At 42.5% G+C, this 19,080-nt stretch carries 28 protein-coding genes and 2 pseudogenes; 5 read left to right on the forward strand and 25 right to left on the reverse strand.

Going from position 1 to position 19,080, the window contains the following annotated elements:
* Positions 1-2: 2 nt before the first annotated feature.
* The 21 genes from UB51_RS12975 to UB51_RS13060 form a co-directional block, all read right to left on the reverse strand.
* Positions 3-485 carry a crossover junction endodeoxyribonuclease RuvC gene (locus UB51_RS12975; protein WP_234405433.1) on the reverse strand — a complete coding sequence of 161 codons (483 nt, stop codon included), beginning with the start codon at positions 483-485 and terminating at the stop codon, positions 3-5.
* The gene (locus UB51_RS28420; protein WP_162484581.1) at positions 463-675 is read right to left on the reverse strand and encodes a hypothetical protein; all 213 of its coding nucleotides are present in this window, start codon (positions 673-675) and stop codon (positions 463-465) included. The genes UB51_RS12975 and UB51_RS28420 overlap by 23 nt, the downstream gene beginning before the upstream one ends.
* The gene (locus tag UB51_RS12980; protein ID WP_162484582.1) at positions 656-805 is read right to left on the reverse strand and encodes a hypothetical protein; all 150 of its coding nucleotides are present in this window, start codon (positions 803-805) and stop codon (positions 656-658) included. Before UB51_RS12980 ends, UB51_RS28420 begins: the two co-directional genes overlap by 20 nt.
* A 50-nt stretch (positions 806-855) precedes the next feature.
* The gene (locus UB51_RS28290; protein ID WP_160297265.1) at positions 856-1,014 is read right to left on the reverse strand and encodes a DUF6906 family protein; all 159 of its coding nucleotides are present in this window, start codon (positions 1,012-1,014) and stop codon (positions 856-858) included.
* A 10-nt stretch (positions 1,015-1,024) separates the two neighbouring features.
* The gene (gene dnaB / locus UB51_RS12985; RefSeq protein WP_044877654.1) at positions 1,025-2,428 is read right to left on the reverse strand and encodes a replicative DNA helicase; all 1,404 of its coding nucleotides are present in this window, start codon (positions 2,426-2,428) and stop codon (positions 1,025-1,027) included.
* Positions 2,397-2,741, reverse strand: coding sequence for a hypothetical protein (locus UB51_RS12990; protein ID WP_044877655.1), 345 nt, complete (start codon positions 2,739-2,741; stop codon positions 2,397-2,399). Before UB51_RS12990 ends, dnaB begins: the two co-directional genes overlap by 32 nt.
* On the reverse strand, positions 2,734-3,660 hold the full coding sequence (locus UB51_RS26485; protein WP_052675915.1) for a MarR family transcriptional regulator: 927 nt from the start codon (positions 3,658-3,660) through the stop codon (positions 2,734-2,736). The genes UB51_RS12990 and UB51_RS26485 overlap by 8 nt, the downstream gene beginning before the upstream one ends.
* Before the next feature lie 41 nt (positions 3,661-3,701).
* Positions 3,702-3,995 carry a hypothetical protein gene (locus UB51_RS13000; protein ID WP_044877656.1) on the reverse strand — a complete coding sequence of 98 codons (294 nt, stop codon included), beginning with the start codon at positions 3,993-3,995 and terminating at the stop codon, positions 3,702-3,704.
* The gene (locus UB51_RS13005) at positions 3,992-4,192 is read right to left on the reverse strand and encodes a hypothetical protein (protein ID WP_044877657.1); all 201 of its coding nucleotides are present in this window, start codon (positions 4,190-4,192) and stop codon (positions 3,992-3,994) included. The genes UB51_RS13000 and UB51_RS13005 overlap by 4 nt, the downstream gene beginning before the upstream one ends.
* Positions 4,189-4,380, reverse strand: a complete 192-nt coding sequence (locus UB51_RS13010; protein WP_044877658.1) for a hypothetical protein — start codon at positions 4,378-4,380, stop codon at positions 4,189-4,191. Before UB51_RS13010 ends, UB51_RS13005 begins: the two co-directional genes overlap by 4 nt.
* Positions 4,377-6,911, reverse strand: a complete 2,535-nt coding sequence (locus tag UB51_RS13015) for a sbcc family protein (RefSeq protein WP_044877659.1) — start codon at positions 6,909-6,911, stop codon at positions 4,377-4,379. The genes UB51_RS13010 and UB51_RS13015 overlap by 4 nt, the downstream gene beginning before the upstream one ends.
* Positions 6,908-8,149, reverse strand: coding sequence for a metallophosphoesterase family protein (locus UB51_RS13020; RefSeq protein ID WP_234405657.1), 1,242 nt, complete (start codon positions 8,147-8,149; stop codon positions 6,908-6,910). Before UB51_RS13020 ends, UB51_RS13015 begins: the two co-directional genes overlap by 4 nt.
* Complete coding sequence (locus UB51_RS26490; protein WP_052675917.1) at positions 8,097-9,095, reverse strand: hypothetical protein; 999 nt, start codon at positions 9,093-9,095, stop codon at positions 8,097-8,099. The genes UB51_RS13020 and UB51_RS26490 overlap by 53 nt, the downstream gene beginning before the upstream one ends.
* 1 nt (position 9,096) lies before the next feature.
* Positions 9,097-9,426, reverse strand: coding sequence for a hypothetical protein (locus UB51_RS13030; RefSeq protein ID WP_044877661.1), 330 nt, complete (start codon positions 9,424-9,426; stop codon positions 9,097-9,099).
* On the reverse strand, positions 9,423-9,683 hold the full coding sequence (locus UB51_RS13035) for a hypothetical protein (RefSeq protein ID WP_044877662.1): 261 nt from the start codon (positions 9,681-9,683) through the stop codon (positions 9,423-9,425). Before UB51_RS13035 ends, UB51_RS13030 begins: the two co-directional genes overlap by 4 nt.
* A gap of 206 nt (positions 9,684-9,889) precedes the next feature.
* A complete protein-coding gene (locus tag UB51_RS13040) occupies positions 9,890-10,123 on the reverse strand; it encodes a hypothetical protein (protein WP_044877663.1) in 234 nt (77 codons plus the stop codon).
* 343 nt (positions 10,124-10,466) lie between these two features.
* Positions 10,467-10,721, reverse strand: a complete 255-nt coding sequence (locus UB51_RS13045; protein ID WP_044877664.1) for a hypothetical protein — start codon at positions 10,719-10,721, stop codon at positions 10,467-10,469.
* Entirely contained in the window at positions 10,718-10,990 is a 273-nt protein-coding gene (locus tag UB51_RS13050; protein ID WP_044877665.1) for a hypothetical protein, read from the reverse strand. The genes UB51_RS13045 and UB51_RS13050 overlap by 4 nt, the downstream gene beginning before the upstream one ends.
* Positions 10,991-11,000: 10 nt before the next feature.
* The gene (locus tag UB51_RS13055) at positions 11,001-11,516 is read right to left on the reverse strand and encodes a helix-turn-helix domain-containing protein (RefSeq protein WP_044877666.1); all 516 of its coding nucleotides are present in this window, start codon (positions 11,514-11,516) and stop codon (positions 11,001-11,003) included.
* A gap of 152 nt (positions 11,517-11,668) precedes the next feature.
* Positions 11,669-11,812, reverse strand: a complete 144-nt coding sequence (locus UB51_RS28545; RefSeq protein WP_199924931.1) for a hypothetical protein — start codon at positions 11,810-11,812, stop codon at positions 11,669-11,671.
* Positions 11,813-12,079: a helix-turn-helix transcriptional regulator gene (locus tag UB51_RS13060; RefSeq protein WP_234405434.1), complete on the reverse strand. Its 267-nt coding sequence runs from the start codon at positions 12,077-12,079 to the stop codon at positions 11,813-11,815.
* Between the two features lie 140 nt (positions 12,080-12,219).
* On the opposite strand from UB51_RS13060, the gene UB51_RS13065 reads away from it, so the two are divergent.
* The 5 genes and pseudogenes from UB51_RS13065 to UB51_RS13085 form a co-directional block, all read left to right on the forward strand.
* Complete coding sequence (locus UB51_RS13065) at positions 12,220-12,618, forward strand: helix-turn-helix domain-containing protein (RefSeq protein ID WP_044877667.1); 399 nt, start codon at positions 12,220-12,222, stop codon at positions 12,616-12,618.
* Positions 12,619-12,679: 61 nt separating this feature from the next.
* A complete protein-coding gene (locus UB51_RS13070) occupies positions 12,680-13,039 on the forward strand; it encodes a hypothetical protein (protein ID WP_144407013.1) in 360 nt (119 codons plus the stop codon).
* An 82-nt stretch (positions 13,040-13,121) separates the two neighbouring features.
* Entirely contained in the window at positions 13,122-13,997 is an 876-nt protein-coding gene (locus tag UB51_RS26495) for an ImmA/IrrE family metallo-endopeptidase (protein ID WP_052675919.1), read from the forward strand.
* Between the two features lie 15 nt (positions 13,998-14,012).
* Positions 14,013-15,767, forward strand: coding sequence for a recombinase family protein (locus UB51_RS13080; RefSeq protein ID WP_044877669.1), 1,755 nt, complete (start codon positions 14,013-14,015; stop codon positions 15,765-15,767).
* Positions 15,716-16,147, forward strand: a pseudogene (locus tag UB51_RS13085) (ATP-binding protein); the annotation flags it as partial. The gene UB51_RS13080 and the pseudogene UB51_RS13085, both read left to right, overlap by 52 nt.
* Positions 16,148-16,783: 636 nt before the next feature.
* Here the strand turns inward: UB51_RS13085 and UB51_RS13090 are convergent.
* From UB51_RS13090 to UB51_RS13105, 4 genes and pseudogenes are all read right to left on the reverse strand, one after another.
* Complete coding sequence (locus UB51_RS13090; RefSeq protein WP_044877671.1) at positions 16,784-17,455, reverse strand: hypothetical protein; 672 nt, start codon at positions 17,453-17,455, stop codon at positions 16,784-16,786.
* Positions 17,456-17,511: 56 nt separating this feature from the next.
* A complete protein-coding gene (locus tag UB51_RS13095) occupies positions 17,512-18,096 on the reverse strand; it encodes a hypothetical protein (protein WP_044877672.1) in 585 nt (194 codons plus the stop codon).
* 183 nt (positions 18,097-18,279) lie between these two features.
* Positions 18,280-18,357 (reverse strand): annotated as a pseudogene (locus tag UB51_RS27855) (2-oxoglutarate dehydrogenase E1); the annotation flags it as partial.
* Positions 18,358-18,426: 69 nt separating this feature from the next.
* Complete coding sequence (locus tag UB51_RS13105) at positions 18,427-18,729, reverse strand: hypothetical protein (protein ID WP_044877674.1); 303 nt, start codon at positions 18,727-18,729, stop codon at positions 18,427-18,429.
* Positions 18,730-19,080 lie beyond the last annotated feature (351 nt).

Below are 19,080 nucleotides of genomic sequence, written 5' to 3' on the forward strand. Positions count from 1 at the left end.
ATTTACGCCACTCCCTTAATAAATTTTTGGTGATACGCCCAGCAAAGTGCGATAGCGTCCGATGGATCAAAGAGACGTTCTTTAACATCGCCTGCTTTATACTTGCCTTTCGGATGGTTAAGCTTGTACAACACCGGCACAGCAATTTCGTCATAGTCTAGATCAAATAGCATCTGCATTTCGAATGCCACGGTTTCCTTATCTGCGTTACCCTTACCCGTCTGCAGCTTAAGCTCTGTCGGTCGTATTCCTTCAACTGGCTTTCCAAGATGGAGCGCTGCTAGCGTGACCATGGAATATGCTCCAACAAGTGCCAATACACTATTTGCGTTCTTGAAGTGAACCGGACGTTCCAACACCACCATATCTGGTTCTTCATGCTCGATCAGTCGAAAAGTATCTTGGTAGATTGCATCTAACACATGTGGCATTTTGATGTTTGAATAATCTCTAACTCCGAAGTCAATAGGCTTTCCGTTTTGCATTGTGGCCCATCCTGCGGAGTTGGTGCCGTGATCTATTCCCATTGTTTTCATGCGATTGCTTCTCCTCTTTCTGTTTTGGTTTTATCCACTCGTGAAGCATGTATACCTCACCGATCTGCCGACCTTTATCGTCATAGATCAATTCCCATGGGATGTCCTGAAAAAATGGATCAACCGACTTTGGTTTCATTCCGAACCCCACCTCTACTGTCACAAATCACCGACTCGAATTCTGCAATTCCCTCGAGTAACACCGAAGGATCAATTTCCTCAAATTCTGTCTCCAGCTCATCATGAGTTGGAACTTGTCCGGTGTACATGAAGCGCATCTTCATGTACTCATAAACGGACCAACAACTCCACGGCCCGCTCATGCGCCCCACCGTAGGGTGCGTACCTGCCCTTTATTCTTACTGACAATGATCATTTGCTTGCCGTCATCACGTTCAACATACCAACTTTTCGGATCAAGTTTTTTCCTTGCCATCTCAAGCTTCTGTCGTCTTGTTGGCTTCATTAAATGCTTCATATGGTTCCCCCTAATTCGCCCACCAGCGTTTATTTGTATCCTTCACATCAGGTAGTTTTGGTTGGGTGTCGTGCGCCCGTTCGTAATTCACAAATTTATTGAAGTTCTTCAGGAATACGAGCTCTACTGTTCCGACTGGACCATTACGCTGCTTAGCGATAATAATTTCGATGATGTTCTTTTTCTCGGTATCAGCATTGTAGTAATCATCCCGATACAAGAAAGCAACAATGTCTGCATCTTGCTCGATAGATCCTGACTCTCTTAAATCACTCATCATTGGGCGCTTATCTTGGCGTTGCTCTACTCCCCTACTTAGCTGGGATAATGCAACCACCGGCACTTCCAGTTCCCTAGCAATCTGCTTCAATGTACGAGAGATTTCAGACACTTCTTGCTGTCTATTTTCCCCGCGTTTACCGGAGCCAGCGATCAGCTGCAAGTAATCGATAACGATAAGACCTAGCCCATGCTTTTTCTTCAACCTGCGACATTTATTACGGATCTCCTGAACGTTTAAAACCGGAGAGTCATCGATGAAGATATTTGTTTCTCCTAAGATACCGACTGCGATCGCTGTCTTTTCCCAATCCCCGTCCTCATATTTGCCTGTTTTGATTTTACTGGCATCCAGATTACCCTCTGCACTGACCATCCGATCTCCTAGTTGCCTATCTGACATCTCTAGGCTGAATAATGCCACGGTCTCTTTCGTCTTAACTGCAACATTCTTAGCTATATTAAGTGCAAATGCTGTCTTACCAACGGAAGGCCTAGCGGCAACAATGATTAATTCCCCATCCTGAAATCCAGCCGTCATATTATCCAGATCATCGAACCCTGTTGCAATTCCCGTTACATTTCCATTGTCCTTATTGGCAAAACGTTGTTCTATTCCGTCGTAAACATCCATCATCACTTCACGTATCGGCTTGAATTCTTGAGCAGGTGCAGCTTGATCTGAAAGTTTTGCAGCAACTACTTGCATACTGGCGATAACTTGCTGCACATCGCCACTCTCAACCGCATCAATGAACTGTTTCCGAGCCGCATCGATAAGCTGACGCAACAGGTACTTATCTTGCAAAATGACAACGTACTGGTCGATATTAGCTGCCGTAGGAACAGAGTGAGCAACTCGGGCTAAGTAACTCACCCCACCAATTGTCTCTAGTTGTCCATGATCCTCCAGACGGGACGTTAAGGTTACAATGTCTATTGACTCGCCTGCTTCAAACAATTCAAGCATCGATTCATAGATAATCCTGTGCGGTGAGCTGAAAAATGCCTTGGGTTTCAGTATCGATGCTTCTTCCATAGCTGCTGGATCGATCAAGACGGCCCCTAAGACAGATGTTTCAGCGTCCTGGCTATTTGGAGGTTCAATCTTCTCTAGTTCTGCTAAGCTTCGCATGAAGTGCCTCCCTCATTCCTGCTGGTGGTGGACACGCAGCCTTTTCCCAAAGTTCTAGTTTTGCAAGATGTGTCTGTGTTTCAGCTTTGAGCCGATCATACTCTTGCTGCTCAGGAAGCTTGCCACGAATCTGTGAAATGATGGGAGGAAAGTCATTAGTCAAAATGTGTACCTCAACATTTTTCAAAGCGACTGGATAAGGGAAATCGTGTAGTTTCTTCAAGTGAAAATCTATGTTTTCATCACTCGTATCAAACCAAGAATAGTTTTTTTTGATGGCAATCAACAGCGCTGCAACCTCACCTCTATGCACGTTTTGCTTCCTCCTCTCTCATGATGGATTCCAATCTTTCAATCTCCTGCTGTTGTTTGGTCTTTCGTTTTGATGGCTCCGGCGCTCTCGGGGCGACTCCAACGATCGGTGCGTTGGTAGTTTGAGAGTTTAACCAGGCTTCTTCGATTGCGTCCACGTAGTATAAAAAACTGGAAGGAAGCTTAAATCTACTTCCTTCACGCTTGCGCTTTTCCTCAAGGAGGAACGTCATAGTTTGGATGGTAAAAGGGCTAGGCATACCTCCGGCGACCATCTTACCCATGGCTTCACGCTCTCGTGGTTTTACATGAAAATCAAACTTGCCGTGCAATTTGGAATAAGCGTTTAAAATACCAATCATTCCATCTGCTTTTGAATCTTCTGAAAATCCTTCTGTAAACTCAGTAGTGATAGGAGTAGTAATAATAAGGTCTTTTATAATATCTTTATTAGAGTGGACATTTTTGTCCAAGAGAGTAGACATATCTGTCTCTTCTCTACCCTCCAGAGTAGACATATCTGTCTCTTCTCTACCCTCCAGAGTGGACATATCTGTCTCTTCTCTTTCTCCAGAGTGGACATTTTTGTCCATCTTATTTCGATATTTTTTAGAGTTTCTAACGGTGAAAATAAGACCATAGGGTGCTCTAGTGACTCGTATATAACCATGCTCTTCGAGCGTGTCAATCCATCTTGAAATTGTCTTCTTAGCCACTCCGAACTGTTCTGATAGATCTTCAAGTTTGATAGGCTTATTCCCAAGGACAATGCCCCAAGATACCCCTTCCTCATCTTCCTTATCTTTGGTTACGGAGCTGATGCACCAAAGGAATAGCCATATCGCTGTGCTTATTTTGTTGTAATGTTCTGGCTCCAATAACCCGGAATATATCGGAAAAGGGTAACTATCTCTGGGCATACTCTTCATCCCCTGCCTATAATACTTATACCTATCAAATCTTACGCCTTGCTCCTTGTAACGCTGTGGACCTGCACACACATATGACCATTGAGACCATGAGCAATCTGCATTCCTACCTTAATACCCTGTCCAAAGTTTTCTAATACTGCATTAATAAAATCAGGCATGTGGTCCGGTTTACCTTTAACTGCCACATGAGCCCCCAAAGCATATGCGAGAGCTTTAAAGTGCTCAGCAACAGCTTCATCACCTTGTTCAGTGGCGGCATCAAGTAATGTTTCTAACTGGTCAAATACAGCCTTACTAATAACCTCTTGCTTAGTCGTAGTCATATAGCACGCTCCTTCATGGTTCTTTCTTTCCATTCCTTATCACCTAAGCAACGACTAGGAGTAACTTCGAAATGCCGACGGCCGAGTACAAACGATACAAATTTATTAGTGCTCTGCTCGTAGTACATGCCGTTTAGGATTGCTTTAGGCTCTGGATCAGTAAGTGTAAACAGATCAAGCTGCTCAACATTACTCATCGATATAGCCCCCTATCGTCTTGCAAATAAACAATTGGATACTTGACTCTCTTGACTGTAAAGTTAGGATATCCAAGGGCAAAGTACGCCCTGGTCTCCCGTTTAAACTCTTCCGGATTCGTCTTCATTAGCTTCCAGATCCTCTGACCCATCATGCTCTTCATCATAGGTAGATCCAGTTCATTCATGCGACAAAGACTTCTACGCCGCCTTCAGCGTTGTCAAATCGAATCACTTGGTCAAATGCTCCTTGAGCATCCTCAATATGTGTGATAACTAAAACTTTCTTAAATCGTCCAGCTACGGATTTGATAGATTCAAGGACAAGTGCACGATGCTCCGCATCCTGACTACCAAGACCTTCATCGATAGTCAGCCACTCAACCTTACTGCCGGCACGTTGTGCTAATAGCTCAGCTAGAGCGAACCGGATCGCGTAATCGATACGGAGTTGCTCACCACCGCTGAATGTCTCATATGGTCGCTCTGCGGACCAGTCACCAATCATGATATCTAGCGTCTCAGATACTCCATCACGGCTTTTGAGTTCGCGTTGTGTCTCAAAGCGGACATAATGCTTGCCCTTAGACATCTGCCCGAGAATCTCATTAGCGATTCGCTCAAGCTGAGGAACTGCGTTCTCAATGATGAGTGCTGGGATGCCATCTCTGCCAAATGCCTTGATCAGCACTTGATACCTTGTCCAACGTTGTGACTTTGGCTCCATCTCTGCTTTCAGCTTGTCACGTTCCTGCTGATCTACTTCTAGAGCAGCAAGTACAGCCTTAATGCCACCGATCTGCTCTGCCAACGTGGTTAATTGACCTCTCTGCTGTGCTAACCTAGATTGTAATTGCTCAAGTTCGCTCTGCAGTGTGTCGAATTCAAGACTATCCAAGACAAGAGAACCATGTTCATTGGTAAGCTCATCAGTCCGTGTTTGCTTACTAGCGACCTCTTGATCGATTGCGATGATGCGTTCCTGGGCATTCTGTTTAGTTTCCCGCGCCGCAACGATCTGGTCTTTAAGCTTTGCCCAACGTTCAAGTTCAACAGCCTTTACTGTAAGTTCTGGAAGTGGTGCAAGGGCAGCGGTAAGGGTAATCAACTGCTCACTTAGTTCATTCGTTCGCAATTCAATAGCTGTCTTGCGTCCTTCCGTATCTGCGTGCTGCCGTTGGAGCTGTAGTAGCAGTTCGTCTTTTCCGGAGAGCTGAGCGAAAGCTGTTGCTGCTTCTCGCAACTCGTCCACTTTGACTTTGTTTGCCTTGTGGGCTGCGTTATCATATTCAAGCGCTACTTGCTGTTGTTGCTTGCCATCAATGCCAAAAGTGAGTTTGTCCAACTCTGTCCGGTCAAGCTCAGTCAACTGTCGGCGCAACTCCGGTAACTCCTCAACAGCTAAAGTAGCTTCCTGCTGATACTTGCAAGTAACTAGGCATCCACTGTCATGCAGATGTGCCTCCTGCTTTTCAAGACCAGTAATTTTATCCGTTAGCACCCGTTCTTCCAACGCCAATCTTGATTCTTCCTTGGAGTGTTGTGCTCTGGTATCGTTCAACTCCGCTACCAACAAGTTCCATTGGTCAGCCTTGCCTTCATACACCTGCAGGCGCTCCAGCTCAGTTTCATATGAATCAGCTTGCTGCTTGAGCTTCTCAGACTCGCTCAGTTGCCTTTGAATAGCCACAATGCGAGGACCAAGAGTTGCTATGCTCTCATTGTTCTGATGTAAATCCGCTAGCGAACTCGACAAGTCACGCTGTAATCTATCTGCTTCTGGCTGACGAGCTTCCAACATAGCGATCTTTTGCTTGAGCAATTCCAGTTCAACAGACTTTTCCGCAATTTGCGTCTCATTAGCCAATATCTTCTCGGCCCGATCAAGACGGCCAATATGACCAGCCTGCTCGGTACGCAATGCTGTAATTTCGTCATTAATTACACTGATGTCTTTGCTAATCTGTTCAATGCGCGCTGCCTTAACCTTTAGCTCATTCAATTGAGCTTCGACTGCACGTACTGAATGTTCTTCCCTGACAATTAAATCTTGCGTAGCGTTATGTTGATCTTCTGCCACCGTTAGTTCGGTTTCCTTAACCGATCGTCCAGACAAGCGATCATCTAGCGTCAAAAGCTTGTCTTTGTTCTTCTCAATATCGATGTGGAGTATAGCCGCTCGCTGTCGGGAACGCTCCTGCAACTGCTCATAAACATTGAGTCCGAGGATCTGCGACACTACTTCCTTACGTCTGCCAGCCGTAGCTCCTGTGAAGGCATTGGCTTGACCTTGAAGAATCATCGAGGATGCGGTAAACGTCTCATCGTCCAGATTGAGTAAATTACGGATAACTGCCTCCGTGTCCGCAATCTTCTCTGCAGAACGGCTTTCCCATTGACCGTTCACTTGCTTCTGTAACTCAAGAGTAGATTTACCCTTGCCCTTGGTACTGCGCGTCCGAATGGCTCGGTACACGCTACCTTGATGTTCAAAATCAAACTTGACGGCCATTTCTTGCGAACCTTTACGGACCAGATCATCCAGGCTGACACCCTTGACTACATCCCCGAACAAGGCAAACCGTGGAGACAATGTAAACGCCGAAGACTTTCCCGCCCCGTTCTTGCCAGCGATAGCTGCCAATGTGACCGCCGACAAATCAATGTCGGCGTAAGCAATTGCTCTGAAATTTTGAAGCTCAATTCTTAATGGGATCATCCCGTTACCTCCAATAGTTCTGTTGTCATGGCCTGTAACTCGTCAATCTCATCATCGGTGTACCCTTGATTATTTCCCCAAGCGGTCAGTGCGGTGAGCGGACTTAAACTCTCAGTCACTTCTGCGTCCCTGATCCGCTCCGACCGCTCAACTTCGGCACGAATTTCAGCGACGAAGAATGCCCCAGCATCATAGAGCGCCTTTTCAAGTGACCGGCGATCAAACTGCTTTTGTAGCTCTTCTGAGCACTCGTACCTCACCCGGACAATTGCGTCCTTAACAGTAGCAAAGTCATCAATCTGTCCGTCAAGCCAGGCTTGTATATCCATGTCACACCAGTCAATTGTTTTAAAACGACGAGCTGGAGTTTCAATAAATGTTGATTTAAAACCAGGAACATCAGCAGGGAAACTAACCCCATCTAAGTCATGAATGTAAAACCCTGGTACCGTCCGCTCATCTCCGAAGTTGTGCCGTTCAGGAGCTCCGCTGTAATAAACATTACTACCAGCCAACTGCGGTCTATGAATGTGACCAAGGCAGACCATGTCGAACATCTTGGCTGCCTCATTGGTGAGGATCGGCTCATTTTGCAGTAATGCATCCTCAAATCCGGTGTCAGCTAGATCAAATGTAAGGTGACTCATCAGGATATTGGGTTGTGTGTCACTGCAACGGGACTTTAGACGTTCACACTCTGTAGTTATCCAGTCGGTCATCTTGCTGTGGAATTCATGTGGCGGTAGCCCAGAAAAGCTTGATTCAGTGGCAAAGGATGAACGGTTCATGCCTGGAAGACAGGCAATGTTTACGCCCCTTACGTGAATGTTATTAGGCTCAGTGAACACCTGAACACCATGTATCTGCATCTCACGGATAAGGTGATAAGCGCTGATAGCATCATGCGAAGGTGTGCCGCTGATAACCACCACCTCAATACCAGCACCGGACAATTTGCGGAGCCAAGAAGTGAATGCTTTAATCTCAGCCGTGGCCCGATCGATGTAGACGCGGGCATCCTTGAAAGCATCACCAGCAAACAACACCAACTCACATCTCTCCTCAATAATCCGATCTGCTACCCAGTCCATGGTTCGAGTGATGTCCTCAAACCTTGACTCAGCAGATGGACCCGGATAGCCGAATCCCCAGTGACTATCTGCAACGTGCGCTATCTTCATCTGATCACCCCATCCCGTCCGGAAGGTCATCAAAATCAATAGCATTCTGACCGCCACCGGATTCAAGGTAATCTCCAACTGTCTTCCAATCGGCTTCGCTTTGAATATCCTGAATTACTTTCTTAATAGGGCGCCCAAGAGCAGTACTAGCTTCCTCCGCTAACCCATTCCAATCAAGCTCTTGCTGTTTCATGATGCCAAGAACGCGGTTCTTCTGAGTTGCCGCACCTTGACTAGCTTGACCAGCTGAAGGTTTTCCGCTTTGGTACCTCCCACTGCTGGCACTGGCGGCTCTACCCTTTGTTCCTTGTTTCCGATCCGCTTGTGGAACATCAGCATAGTCATCCATTTCAGACTCTTCTTGCGTAAAGATCCCGCTGGAACGAGTACATTGAAGCGTTAAACCTACATATGCTCGCTTGTATGCCATTTTCAAAACGGTGTTCCATTGGGAGAACATGTCCTCATTTGGAATACGGTATTGCTTATACTTGTTTCCTGTTTTTTGACCATCGCGCCATTCATCCTTTTCCTCAAAGAGGAGGTCCTCCTTAGCAAGGTGGTGCGGGACTTTATACTCACTCACCCAGCGATAACGGTACTTCGACTCAAAGGTGCTGCACTCACCTACTCCTTCACCTACAACGACTCCGCTAGTTCGATGGATAAGTTGAAGCGTAAACTCCACGCGATAAAAGCCAGTTTCAAACTCTCTCTCTTCCTGCTTATTCTTAACATGAGCAGCGAACCCATATAGTTCACAAAGTTTTTCTGCTCCAGGCTTATAAAGTGTAGGCTTACCTGTTCCCGGGACAGTTCCGAAATCCTCATCTTTAACCATTATTTCTCTAAAAAATTCTTGAAGAAAACTATACTTTGCTTTCATGTCGGTCAGCCTCCGTTTAAAATCGGCTACGCTGCCGAACTCAAGATCAACCAGCGCCCCTCCCCCGGTGTTTCCACCAGAGGATTGAGGTATTACAGTTAAGTTTGCATCAGACAAGTTATGCAACTCCCTTCAGCAGATCAGCAACAGCTTGGAGTGCCCGGAACTCGTCCCGTAATCTCCCAAGACGGGCGGCTGAATTTTTCAGATTCAACTCAGCACCAGAAAGATTCTCGCGCTCGTTCAAAGTATTCTGGCGCATCTGCGCTGCTCTAATTTCAGCGTTTTTACCGTCTATCATATTGCCAAGCAACAGATCGTCCTCTTTTTGCTGAAGCACTTCCTTTGCCGACACCAACTGCATACTTGCCTGTAACAGCGATTCCTCGGCTACCGCGATCTCCTTAGGTAGCGACAATAGTCTGTTTACAATCTCTTGTTTAGTCATGCGATTCCCTCCTCGATAGCTTGATTTATTTCAGCATTCAATATCTGCTGTTGATCCGGTGTTTCAGGATAGCGGATTCCATCCAAATATTGATTAAAGACATAGGCGGCTTCTGCAATTTGTTCATCTGTCAAATGAAGCTGAACAGAGTCAGTAAACGTCCTGAAGGATACAATTGCAGGTGAATAATGGTTTTTAGGTGTGATCCCTACGTCAATTGACTCACCATTTGAATTAAAAGATGTAGACATTCCCATGAGACAACGCTCCCTCTCTTGTGTAGTGAGCCCCCAATCTGCTAATATGGGGGCAAGTGAATTTAAAGAATTAGTTATGACCCTCTGCAAAGGGTCATTTTTCGTTTTCGCAATCCTCGCAAGTTCTTGGATGTCCTGGCTCTTCATCATCGATGTAAGATCCGCAACATTCACATAGCGCACCGTCAAGCGTCATATCTGCAATTTCACCCATTTGTCTGTACCTCACCATGTTCTACAATCTCCTTGTACTCAACAATCACCGGACAATTCTCAATACTGACAATCAAATTCTCATCTTCGTCATTAATGATAAATTCCGAGAAGTTTTCCTCTCCAACCTGTTTGATCTCGATCACTTCCCGACCGTTCAACTCGGTTCCGACTTCAAACACTCGTGTCGGATTGCTAACCACTGTTAACTTTTGAATAACTTGCATGGCTTGTCCTCCTCTCAATTGTTAGAGTGATGCGGCTGCCTCTATCAACCACCCCACTCTGCTCAATGGTTAAAATAAATCGATAGGACTTACACTGTCCTCATTCCTTTCATATGTAGTAGCAAGGTGGGCGAGGGACTTTCACCCTTGCACGCAATGGATTGCAACTACTTACGTAGTTCACTACGAGACATCGACTTTTGTCGACCTGTACCATCGCTTAAGCCTATGCGTCTATATTTCGCCACCACCTTGGATGCGGTCAGCCACATCTCACAACGCCGAAGGGGAGTAGATTATGAAACCGCCCGACGCTGTGAGACAAGGCCGAATGGCCTGTCCTTTATTGAGTTACATGATTTCGTAAGCGTTCAATTTCTTTGTAAGTTGTTAATGCCTCTTCAAGGGGTAGCTCCCGTAATATTGCAGTTGCATTGTTCAATGAGAGAAAGATGTTATCTCGCTCTATCCAAAGTTGTTGGAACTCTTCACTCTCTACACGTCCTTCTCCAAGTGCTTCGGTTACTGCCTTTGTATTAGCCGCCATAGCTTTTGAAGATGTTATATATGCCTCTGCTAATTGATTTGTATGGGTCATACTACTTCACCCTTGCCCTTATTGCTCTCAGGGGTTAAAATAGACGTAACGAGATTTCTTAGTCGAGTTCTCAAACCAAGCGTTCGGCCTGCCAGCCGAGCGTTTTTCTGTTCTTCTTTTGCAAAACTAATCATCATCTCCAGGTAGGCTTCTGCATTCTCCATTTTTCCTGGTAATATCTTTGTTGGAGTCTCACGAATTACCTGCAGGTTATACTTCGCGTTTCTTCCAGCCTGCTTTGCTTCTGTGACCAACTGAGTTCTATTCACTTTGGTTCCCTCATTTCATATATTTTTTAAGTTTCATTTCTGCAGCATGTTCACGAAACATTCCAGAAAATGAAAATCCGTATTCCCTACAAAGGATGACAATGTTATGCATAAGGGCTGTAACAGCCTCAATCTGTTCGACAATCGATGATCTGATCAGCTGCCTCTCTTCCTGATTTAGTTGATCAGGTCGCTTCGTGATCGGAATCTCGTTAAGTGCTTCCCCTGCCTCTTCCATCTCTTCAAGTGTTTTCAGTGTAGTGCTAGACTTATGTAAGTCGGCCCCATCCAACCAAGGGATAAACGCACCACCCGTCACCTCACCCGCAGCTGCAAGGAATAGTTGTCCATCATCGTAATGTTCAGCAGCAGCTAACATTACCTCTTTAGAAGGATTTCGTGTTCCTTTGATGATCTTACCAACCGTCGAACCGTCAACATGCGCAGCTTTAGCTGCTTTCTCGCGGGTATCTCCCGTCCGCTTAAGCATTTCTTCTAGTGCTTGCGGAAATTGTCCAATTGCCATCCTTCCAATCACCTCATTTGTCCATTTTTTCGGATGCTATTGGACAAGGGCCTGTTGTATGATTTAGTTGCAAGCAAGACGCTCCCCTTACCGTCTGTCATCCCATTCGCCGCTGGCAGCCAGTACAGCTCCGGCGGCTTTCTTTTATGCTCTTAAGCTCCCTCCTGAAGCTCATCATCAGATTTGATCTCCTGATTTGGCATAGGAGCTTCTTGAACAATCTTTAAAGCCTTGACCATCTTCTCCATGTCGGGTTCGTACTCTGCTGTATATCTAATCCCTTGGGGAGTTTTCAATTAGATCACCTCCTTACGCTCAGTTGTTGTGGATTCCTCACAACGAATCATTTCGTTGCCTTGATCTGTAAAAAAATTTATCCAATTGAACCCTAATACAATAGCTATGCGTTGAGCAAGTGATACACTCGGGTTTCTAATTCCCGATTCAATCATTCCATAATATTGACGGCTGATATCAACTTCAATTGCAATATCATCATGCGTTTTCTCAGCTTTTGTTCTTAACTTGACCAACCATTCTCTAGTTATATCGTCCACCTCCACGCAACATTTCGTTTCCTTATACTTTATATTACACGCAACATAATGTTTCTGTCAACTTATTTATGCAACTTTTTGTTTCTGGGGTTTATGGCAACAAATAGTTGCGTTATACTTGTGATAAATGTGAGGTGATAGATACAATGCTTGACTTAGATAGATTAGCCACTATGAGGCTTAAGAAAAAACTTACACATCAAAATATGGCAGATAAACTTGGAATAACTCGTCAAGGATATGGAAACTACGAATCCGGTAAGCGAGATGTAGATACAGAAACATTAACTAAAATAGCTAATATTCTTGAAACAAATTCAGATTATATACTAGGACAAACTAACGATCCTACTCCAAGTAAAAGTAATTTGAATTCTAAAGACATGGCTGGATTTGAAACTTTCATAAACAATCCTGAGCATGGCATCTTTTTTAAAGACTATTTAAGTGCCCCAGAAGAAAGACGTGAAGAAATGCGTCAGATTTTTAAGATACTACAAGAGAAAGAAAAAGGACGTAAGCCTGGGGATTTTCAAGGAGAGTAAATTACTTAGCATTTAATAGCAAATACCTCAGCCGATGGGGATATATATGGTGAAAAAAAATATGAATGATAATAAAGAACTTCGTAAAGAGATAAGCCAAAGTATTGTCGATGCCAAGAATCAAGGTAATGGTGCAGGACTAGCTCTTGCTGAAATTATAGTTATTTCTACAGCTTTAGGAATTTATTATTCTTCCTGGTGGTTGTTCGGAGGGGCATTATTCGGATTAATAATTCTCATGTGTTTTAAAGTTACAAAAATTATTCTACTTGTTGTTTTCATAATCGCATGGGTGTTTATCGCTTGGATAATTGGTCAATGGTTTGAAAGTAGTGGAGCTTCTGTAGTACTAAGTATAATTGCTTTATTAGTTTCTGGCGGTCTACATGTACAAGCTTTTGAAGAATGGAAAGCAAAATAGTTAATTCTAAATACCAAGCCAGCAATGGCTTTTCTTTTTACTGCATAACAGAACATATATTCCCATTATGGAGGTTTTTAACTTGTCATACTGTCATCAAATAACTAAAACCGAGCAATTTGTAGAGAACTTATACGAAGAAATAGGAATTACCGAAACACATCAGTTAGAGATTGATGAGCTATCAAAGCTCCTGAATATTTGGGTGCATTATGAGAGTGTTCCAAGTAGGGCCATTGAATCCGTAAAAGGTTTATCCACCATGTTTATTGATGATCGGAACAACCTTGTTAAACAGTGGCTCGAATTTTTACACGAGCTCTGCCACCTGCTACGTCATGCAGGAAACCAAACCTTGATGCCGAAACAATTTACCGATGCACAAGAAAGAGAAGCTGAAAGATTCGTGCTTTATGCAGCTATTCCATTCTCGATGCTCACTAGATTGACCTTACCTACTTGTAAAAGTGATGCTATAGCTTTTGTGGCACATGAATTTCGGGTACCGTTGGAGCTTGCAGAAAGACGAATCGAACAGTTTGAACATGATAATTATCAATCGAAACTTATGCTAGAAAACAACTCCACATGTAATGACTATTCTTTAACTTTAGATGAGGACCTAAATAACGATAGCCTACTTGGGGTTCGAATCCGTGCCTATTACGACTATGATGGGGATTGGTCACGTCCACACACATTAGTGGTAGAACAGCCAGCAGGGTTCGATTGGGATAGTCAGTTATCCATTCAGGTAGATAAGAACTATAAGCAGTGTGATATTCCGCCATACATACCTAATGCTGCTGCTCCTGTACTCTCTGAAGATATTCAAGTTATCCATGACAAGCCAGGCTATGTAGCTATTAATCTACCTAAAATAGCATGGAGACATGGGAGATCTATAGACCAACTCTTTTTATCGATAGACGCAATTGAAGATGCACAAAATTTCTAAGGGGGTAAATCATCTATGATCAATTTCGTTGAGGATCAATGCAAAGACGTTGTGGTATACCCTCGTGTTTCTTCTGATGACCAGCAGGAACGGGAAACCATTCAGACGCAGATTGAATTTGCTATAAAATATTGTGATCTTCATAACTTAAATATAGCTGATTGGTATAAAGATGATGGGGTTTCTGGAACAATTCCCTTGGATCAACGACCTGAAGGACTGCGGTTATTAGAAGATGCTAAAGCAGGAAAATTTAAAACTGTACTTATTTACAATATGAAACGACTCGGTCGTAAAGCCAGAGTAACATTAGACGCTATATATCAGCTTGAGGAATATGGCGTTACAATCAAGAGCATGACTGAACCTTTTGACACAAGCACACCTATGGGCAGGTTTGTCATAACTCTATTGGCCGGACAAGCCGAATTCGATCGGGATACACTACTTGAAACGTTATGGCATGGAGCCAATCGAGTCGCACGGTTAGGACAATGGCTAGGTGGGATTGTACCCTATGGTTACCAGGTCATTGATAAGTTCCTTCAAATTAATGAAGAGCCACTTCCAGGTAAAGAAGAGTTATCAGAAGCCGGTGTAATACGTCTGATGTATCATCTAGTTGGTAACGAAAAATGGTCAACTATTAAAGTTGCTGACTATTTCAATTCTTTGAATATACCACCGTCATATGTTAAGGATGGCCGTAAAATTAAGAAGGGTAAGCGCAAAGAAAATACCGCTGGAATTTGGACTCCTGGGCGGATAAGGAATATGGTCACTAACCCAACCTACAAGGGCCTTCACATTTATGGGAAACGTTCAAAGAAAGATCGAGAACTAATAAATAGAAAGGTACCAGCAATTGTTACAGAGCAATTATGGAATTCGTCACAAGAAACACTTCGGGATAATCAACTCGAAGCGTTCAGAAATCAAAAGAGAAATTATCTATTACGCGGGTTGATTAAATGTGGTAGCTGCGGACTGACATATCATGGCACAGCTTTTACAGGAGTTGGACGCAAGCCTACTGCATATTACACCTGTGGGGGAAAGACCGCCTACAGGGGGCCATTGCAAGGCAAATGTAAATCGAAAAATATCCCAGCAGAATGGATAGAGAACATGGTTTGGGAGGAATGTGTCCGATTTATACGTAATCCTGGTGAGGCATTACAAGAAATCAACACCGGTATAGAAATTCGCAAATCACAAACTAGCCTATTTCTTTCCGAAAAAGAAATGATCCAAAAAAGTATCCGAGATAAAGAACCTGAGCGTCAAAGTATCTTATCCTTGTATAGACAAAAAATGATCACTGCTCTTGATGTTGAAAAACAGTTACAAGAAATGATGTCTGAGTCCTTATCTTTAGAGCAACGTGTTAGAGAGTTAGACGATTTAATAGAAGGAGAAAAGAATATTGAGCAATTATTTGATTCAGCAGAAGATTTACTTCTGTCTCTTAGATCAAAAATAGAAAATGATCCTTCATTTGAAACTCAGCGAGAAATAGTAAAAACACTCGTTCAAGAAATAATCGTAGAATCAACAACTCCTCCAGGAAAAATTCGACCACAAGCATCCGTAATCGTGCGCTACTCATTTAAACGCACTCCTCATTTAAATATTGCCCAAGCTATTAGCCACACGGTTGTCCTTGTGGCTATCTTGGTAGCGATCACCCTGAACATCGTTGTACGTGTAGTGAAGCACGTATTACTCAATATCGTTCTAAAATATCTGGCCCTCTCCTTGATCGGATAGATATCCAAGTCGATGTACCAAGACCCAAAGAATGGAGCCGGGAGAGATTCGGTCTATCCTCAGAGGAAATGAAGGAACAAGTCATGAGAGCGCATGCTATACAGCTATCAAGGTATAAGCACTACCCTTTTTCATGGAATAGTGAGTTATCAGGTAGCCAACTACGTGAACAGGCCTCACTCTGTTCAGATACAGCTGAAATGCTTCAGCACACACTCGAAGCTCTAGGTCTTAGTATGCGCGCATATGATCGTATTATTAAACTATCACGCACTATTGCAGATCTTGAAGGCAAAGCTAATATCGAAGCCTATCATGTTGCAGAAGCGATACAGTATCGTAATTTAGACAGACAACAGCTTAACATCGAGGAAGCGTAAGTGAATTAGCCTTGTTTATATGGACAGCGAATGATGGGATATCAGGATCGATACAACATCTTCTCGTATCACAGATTGGCCAGTAATAAGCAATACAAAATTGCCTTTCAGAAGACAAGCTTCATATTTCTAAGATAAAATTATCACAATTGTTAGTACTAATGTATGAAGGTTTTCGTCTATATGTTAATATAACCAGCATAAAAAAATACCTCCTAAGAAGTATCCATGAATGCTTCTTAGGAGGTATTTTTGAAGTAAATTCAAAAAAAACAAATAAACAGATTAGTGGACAAGATATAACTCAGCCACATCAATACAGTTTTGTTATTAATAGGGCGAAATTATGATAGTTTGGTTTCTAGCCATCCGTATTAATAGCGTCTAACACGTTATACTAGACGCTTGGTGATATGCTAGATTGGTTTATTATTCTGAATCTTTACCCTCACCTATTCAATAGGATGTCTTAGATTTGGTTCTAAAGGGTTGAGTCTGGTACTTTGTAACAAGAGAGAGATCCAAGAGCATTTTAACAATCATCTGATCATACAGTCAAACCACTAAGATTCCTTTACTATGATGAGAAGCCGTTAAAACACGAATTCTCTTAATAATGCTTTCTATTTTAAAAAATTACTTCAATCGTATATAGGCAATATCATTATCATTATTAGCCAATATCTCTACCTTATTTGCATGAACTACAAAATAATGTAATGAGGGAGACTCAAGCAAGCTATTATTAAGTTTCCATCCTATAGGTACGAAATTAACTGCTCCATCTGCGTCTATTAAAGTTTTATTTAGGAAGTCCCATAAAGATGCATCCGTAAACTTAGATTGTCTACTATAAGCCAAATATGCATCAGGGATTATTTCATACTCATATACTTTTGTAAAAGAAGATTTTTTAAAGGAATTCCTATAATATAAATCATAAATTAGAGGATCTATCTTTTCTTTAGAATTAACCCTTGAAAAATAATTTATTAGTCTTGTATCCAGTTTTTTAAAAACGATCCTTTTTATTTGAGAATCCTCATATACCTTGAATGCATATTCAAAATATATTAAAAATTTATTTACTACTATCTCAGCCTTTTCTGTATCTACTACTGAAATTTGTAAATGATCGTTATTATTTAAATAACAAGAAGTTAGAAAAAACAAAGTAATAGTATCTATGTTTTCTAATGAAAAATTAATGTTTTTATTTAGAATTTTATCCATTCGCACTTCTGAAAAATCATATTCTGAATTACCTGACATATTATCCTCATCAATAATTCTGCGAAACCACGTCATCTATTTAACCTCCTAAAATAAAGAGGGGAGTAATTATACTCCCCTCTTTATTACAATTACTTAATTGTGAATTCAGCTGATTTTAATGGTACTATTATATAAGTTTTTTCCCCTTCTGTTCCGCTAATACCTCCAATTGCTCCTGTTACTCTGGCATAATACTTACCCGCACTGTACAAGGGTTCCTCTGTTTGAGTATTAAATGTACTATACAACGTACCTGTACCAGAGAGCCATACTGAAATTGGTTCCGTTCCCCATTGTCTATTGCTAGCATCAAAAGTAGTAACTGTAGCTTCCACACCCATAATCTGAGCTCCGCCAGTCAATTTAAAGGAGACGTTGCAAACTGCTATCTGCAGTCCTCCATCAAAACAATTGATTGTGCCATAACCTCCAATTGTTGCCCTAGAAGAGGGAGGCATATTACCATTCTTGTCTTCCTCTACTAATAGATATTGTTCTGAATATACTGGTTGTTCCTCTTTATAAACCTGACCTTCTTCAATCTTTTGGTTAGTCTCAACTAGATTAAACTCACCCGTTACATTAGGTACTGTTTCATCAGCAAAAGCAGTAAGCGGTAAAGCCAGTAATAATACTAATAATGATAGCACAAGACTTGAAACTAGTTTTTTCATGATAACCCTCCAGGTTATTTATTGTAAATACAAGAGTTAATATACCCATAAATTTATTATTGTGTCAATTATTTACTTTTTATAGAGTATTCATCATTTACTGGATTATAAAAGGCGAGAAGAGTTACGCCACAGTTAGTGCTACGTTCAAGTAGTTGTGCGTGTCATTTTCGCCTGATTTGCCCAGCTGCGTGTTTCGAATTTCTTTTCCCCGAATACGATCAACGTTGCCCAAGGCTGTATGATGGTTATGGCCTTCATTACTTACCTCCTCTGATGGGTTCAAACTTCCCAATATCATCCCCGTAGCTACCCTTATATACTTCTCTATCATGATCCAAGCAACCTCGACATGCTCTTTCTGATCGCCATGTTATGCATGTGCGGACCACTTAATTCACTAGCTATTTCTCTACACCAATCACACTCTCCACCGTTTTCATACAAAGACATAATATGAATGTATTGTTCTTCACTTATCTCTACCACTCCAACTACTGGAGCTAAACGGAGCGTGTCGAAATCAAACTTCTCGGGCAATCCTGTATATCCTTTGCCTTTAAAATTAAATTCATCGTGATTATCCATTTTGATTACAAGGTGATTATTTATGAGTCTTAAAATAAATTTCATATCCGCTACCGCTCCTTCATAATAATGGTTATTCAACTTGCCACTAGTGTCACATCATGGAAACTGAGTCTTGCCCCTATAGTGGAACAACAACCAGCGGAGTCGCCTACCCAACAACACCTGTAGAGTGAATGTACTATCTATTTACTTCCTTAAAAGGTGGTTGCCCTATTGGTACGGGTATAGGTCGACCGGGTTACTTTGTTAATGTTCTAACTCGATCGGCCAGCTTCCCTAATCCCTCTGACACTTCCCGGATCGGCTGATAATATTCCGAACTTCGACCGTTTACTCCCATTCGCCGGTAGAGTCCAACCGTATTATTTCCAAAACATGCATCCTCAGTAGGAT

The sequence above is a fragment of the Paenibacillus sp. IHBB 10380 genome, from assembly GCF_000949425.1.
Lineage (GTDB): Bacteria > Bacillota > Bacilli > Paenibacillales > Paenibacillaceae > Paenibacillus_AQ.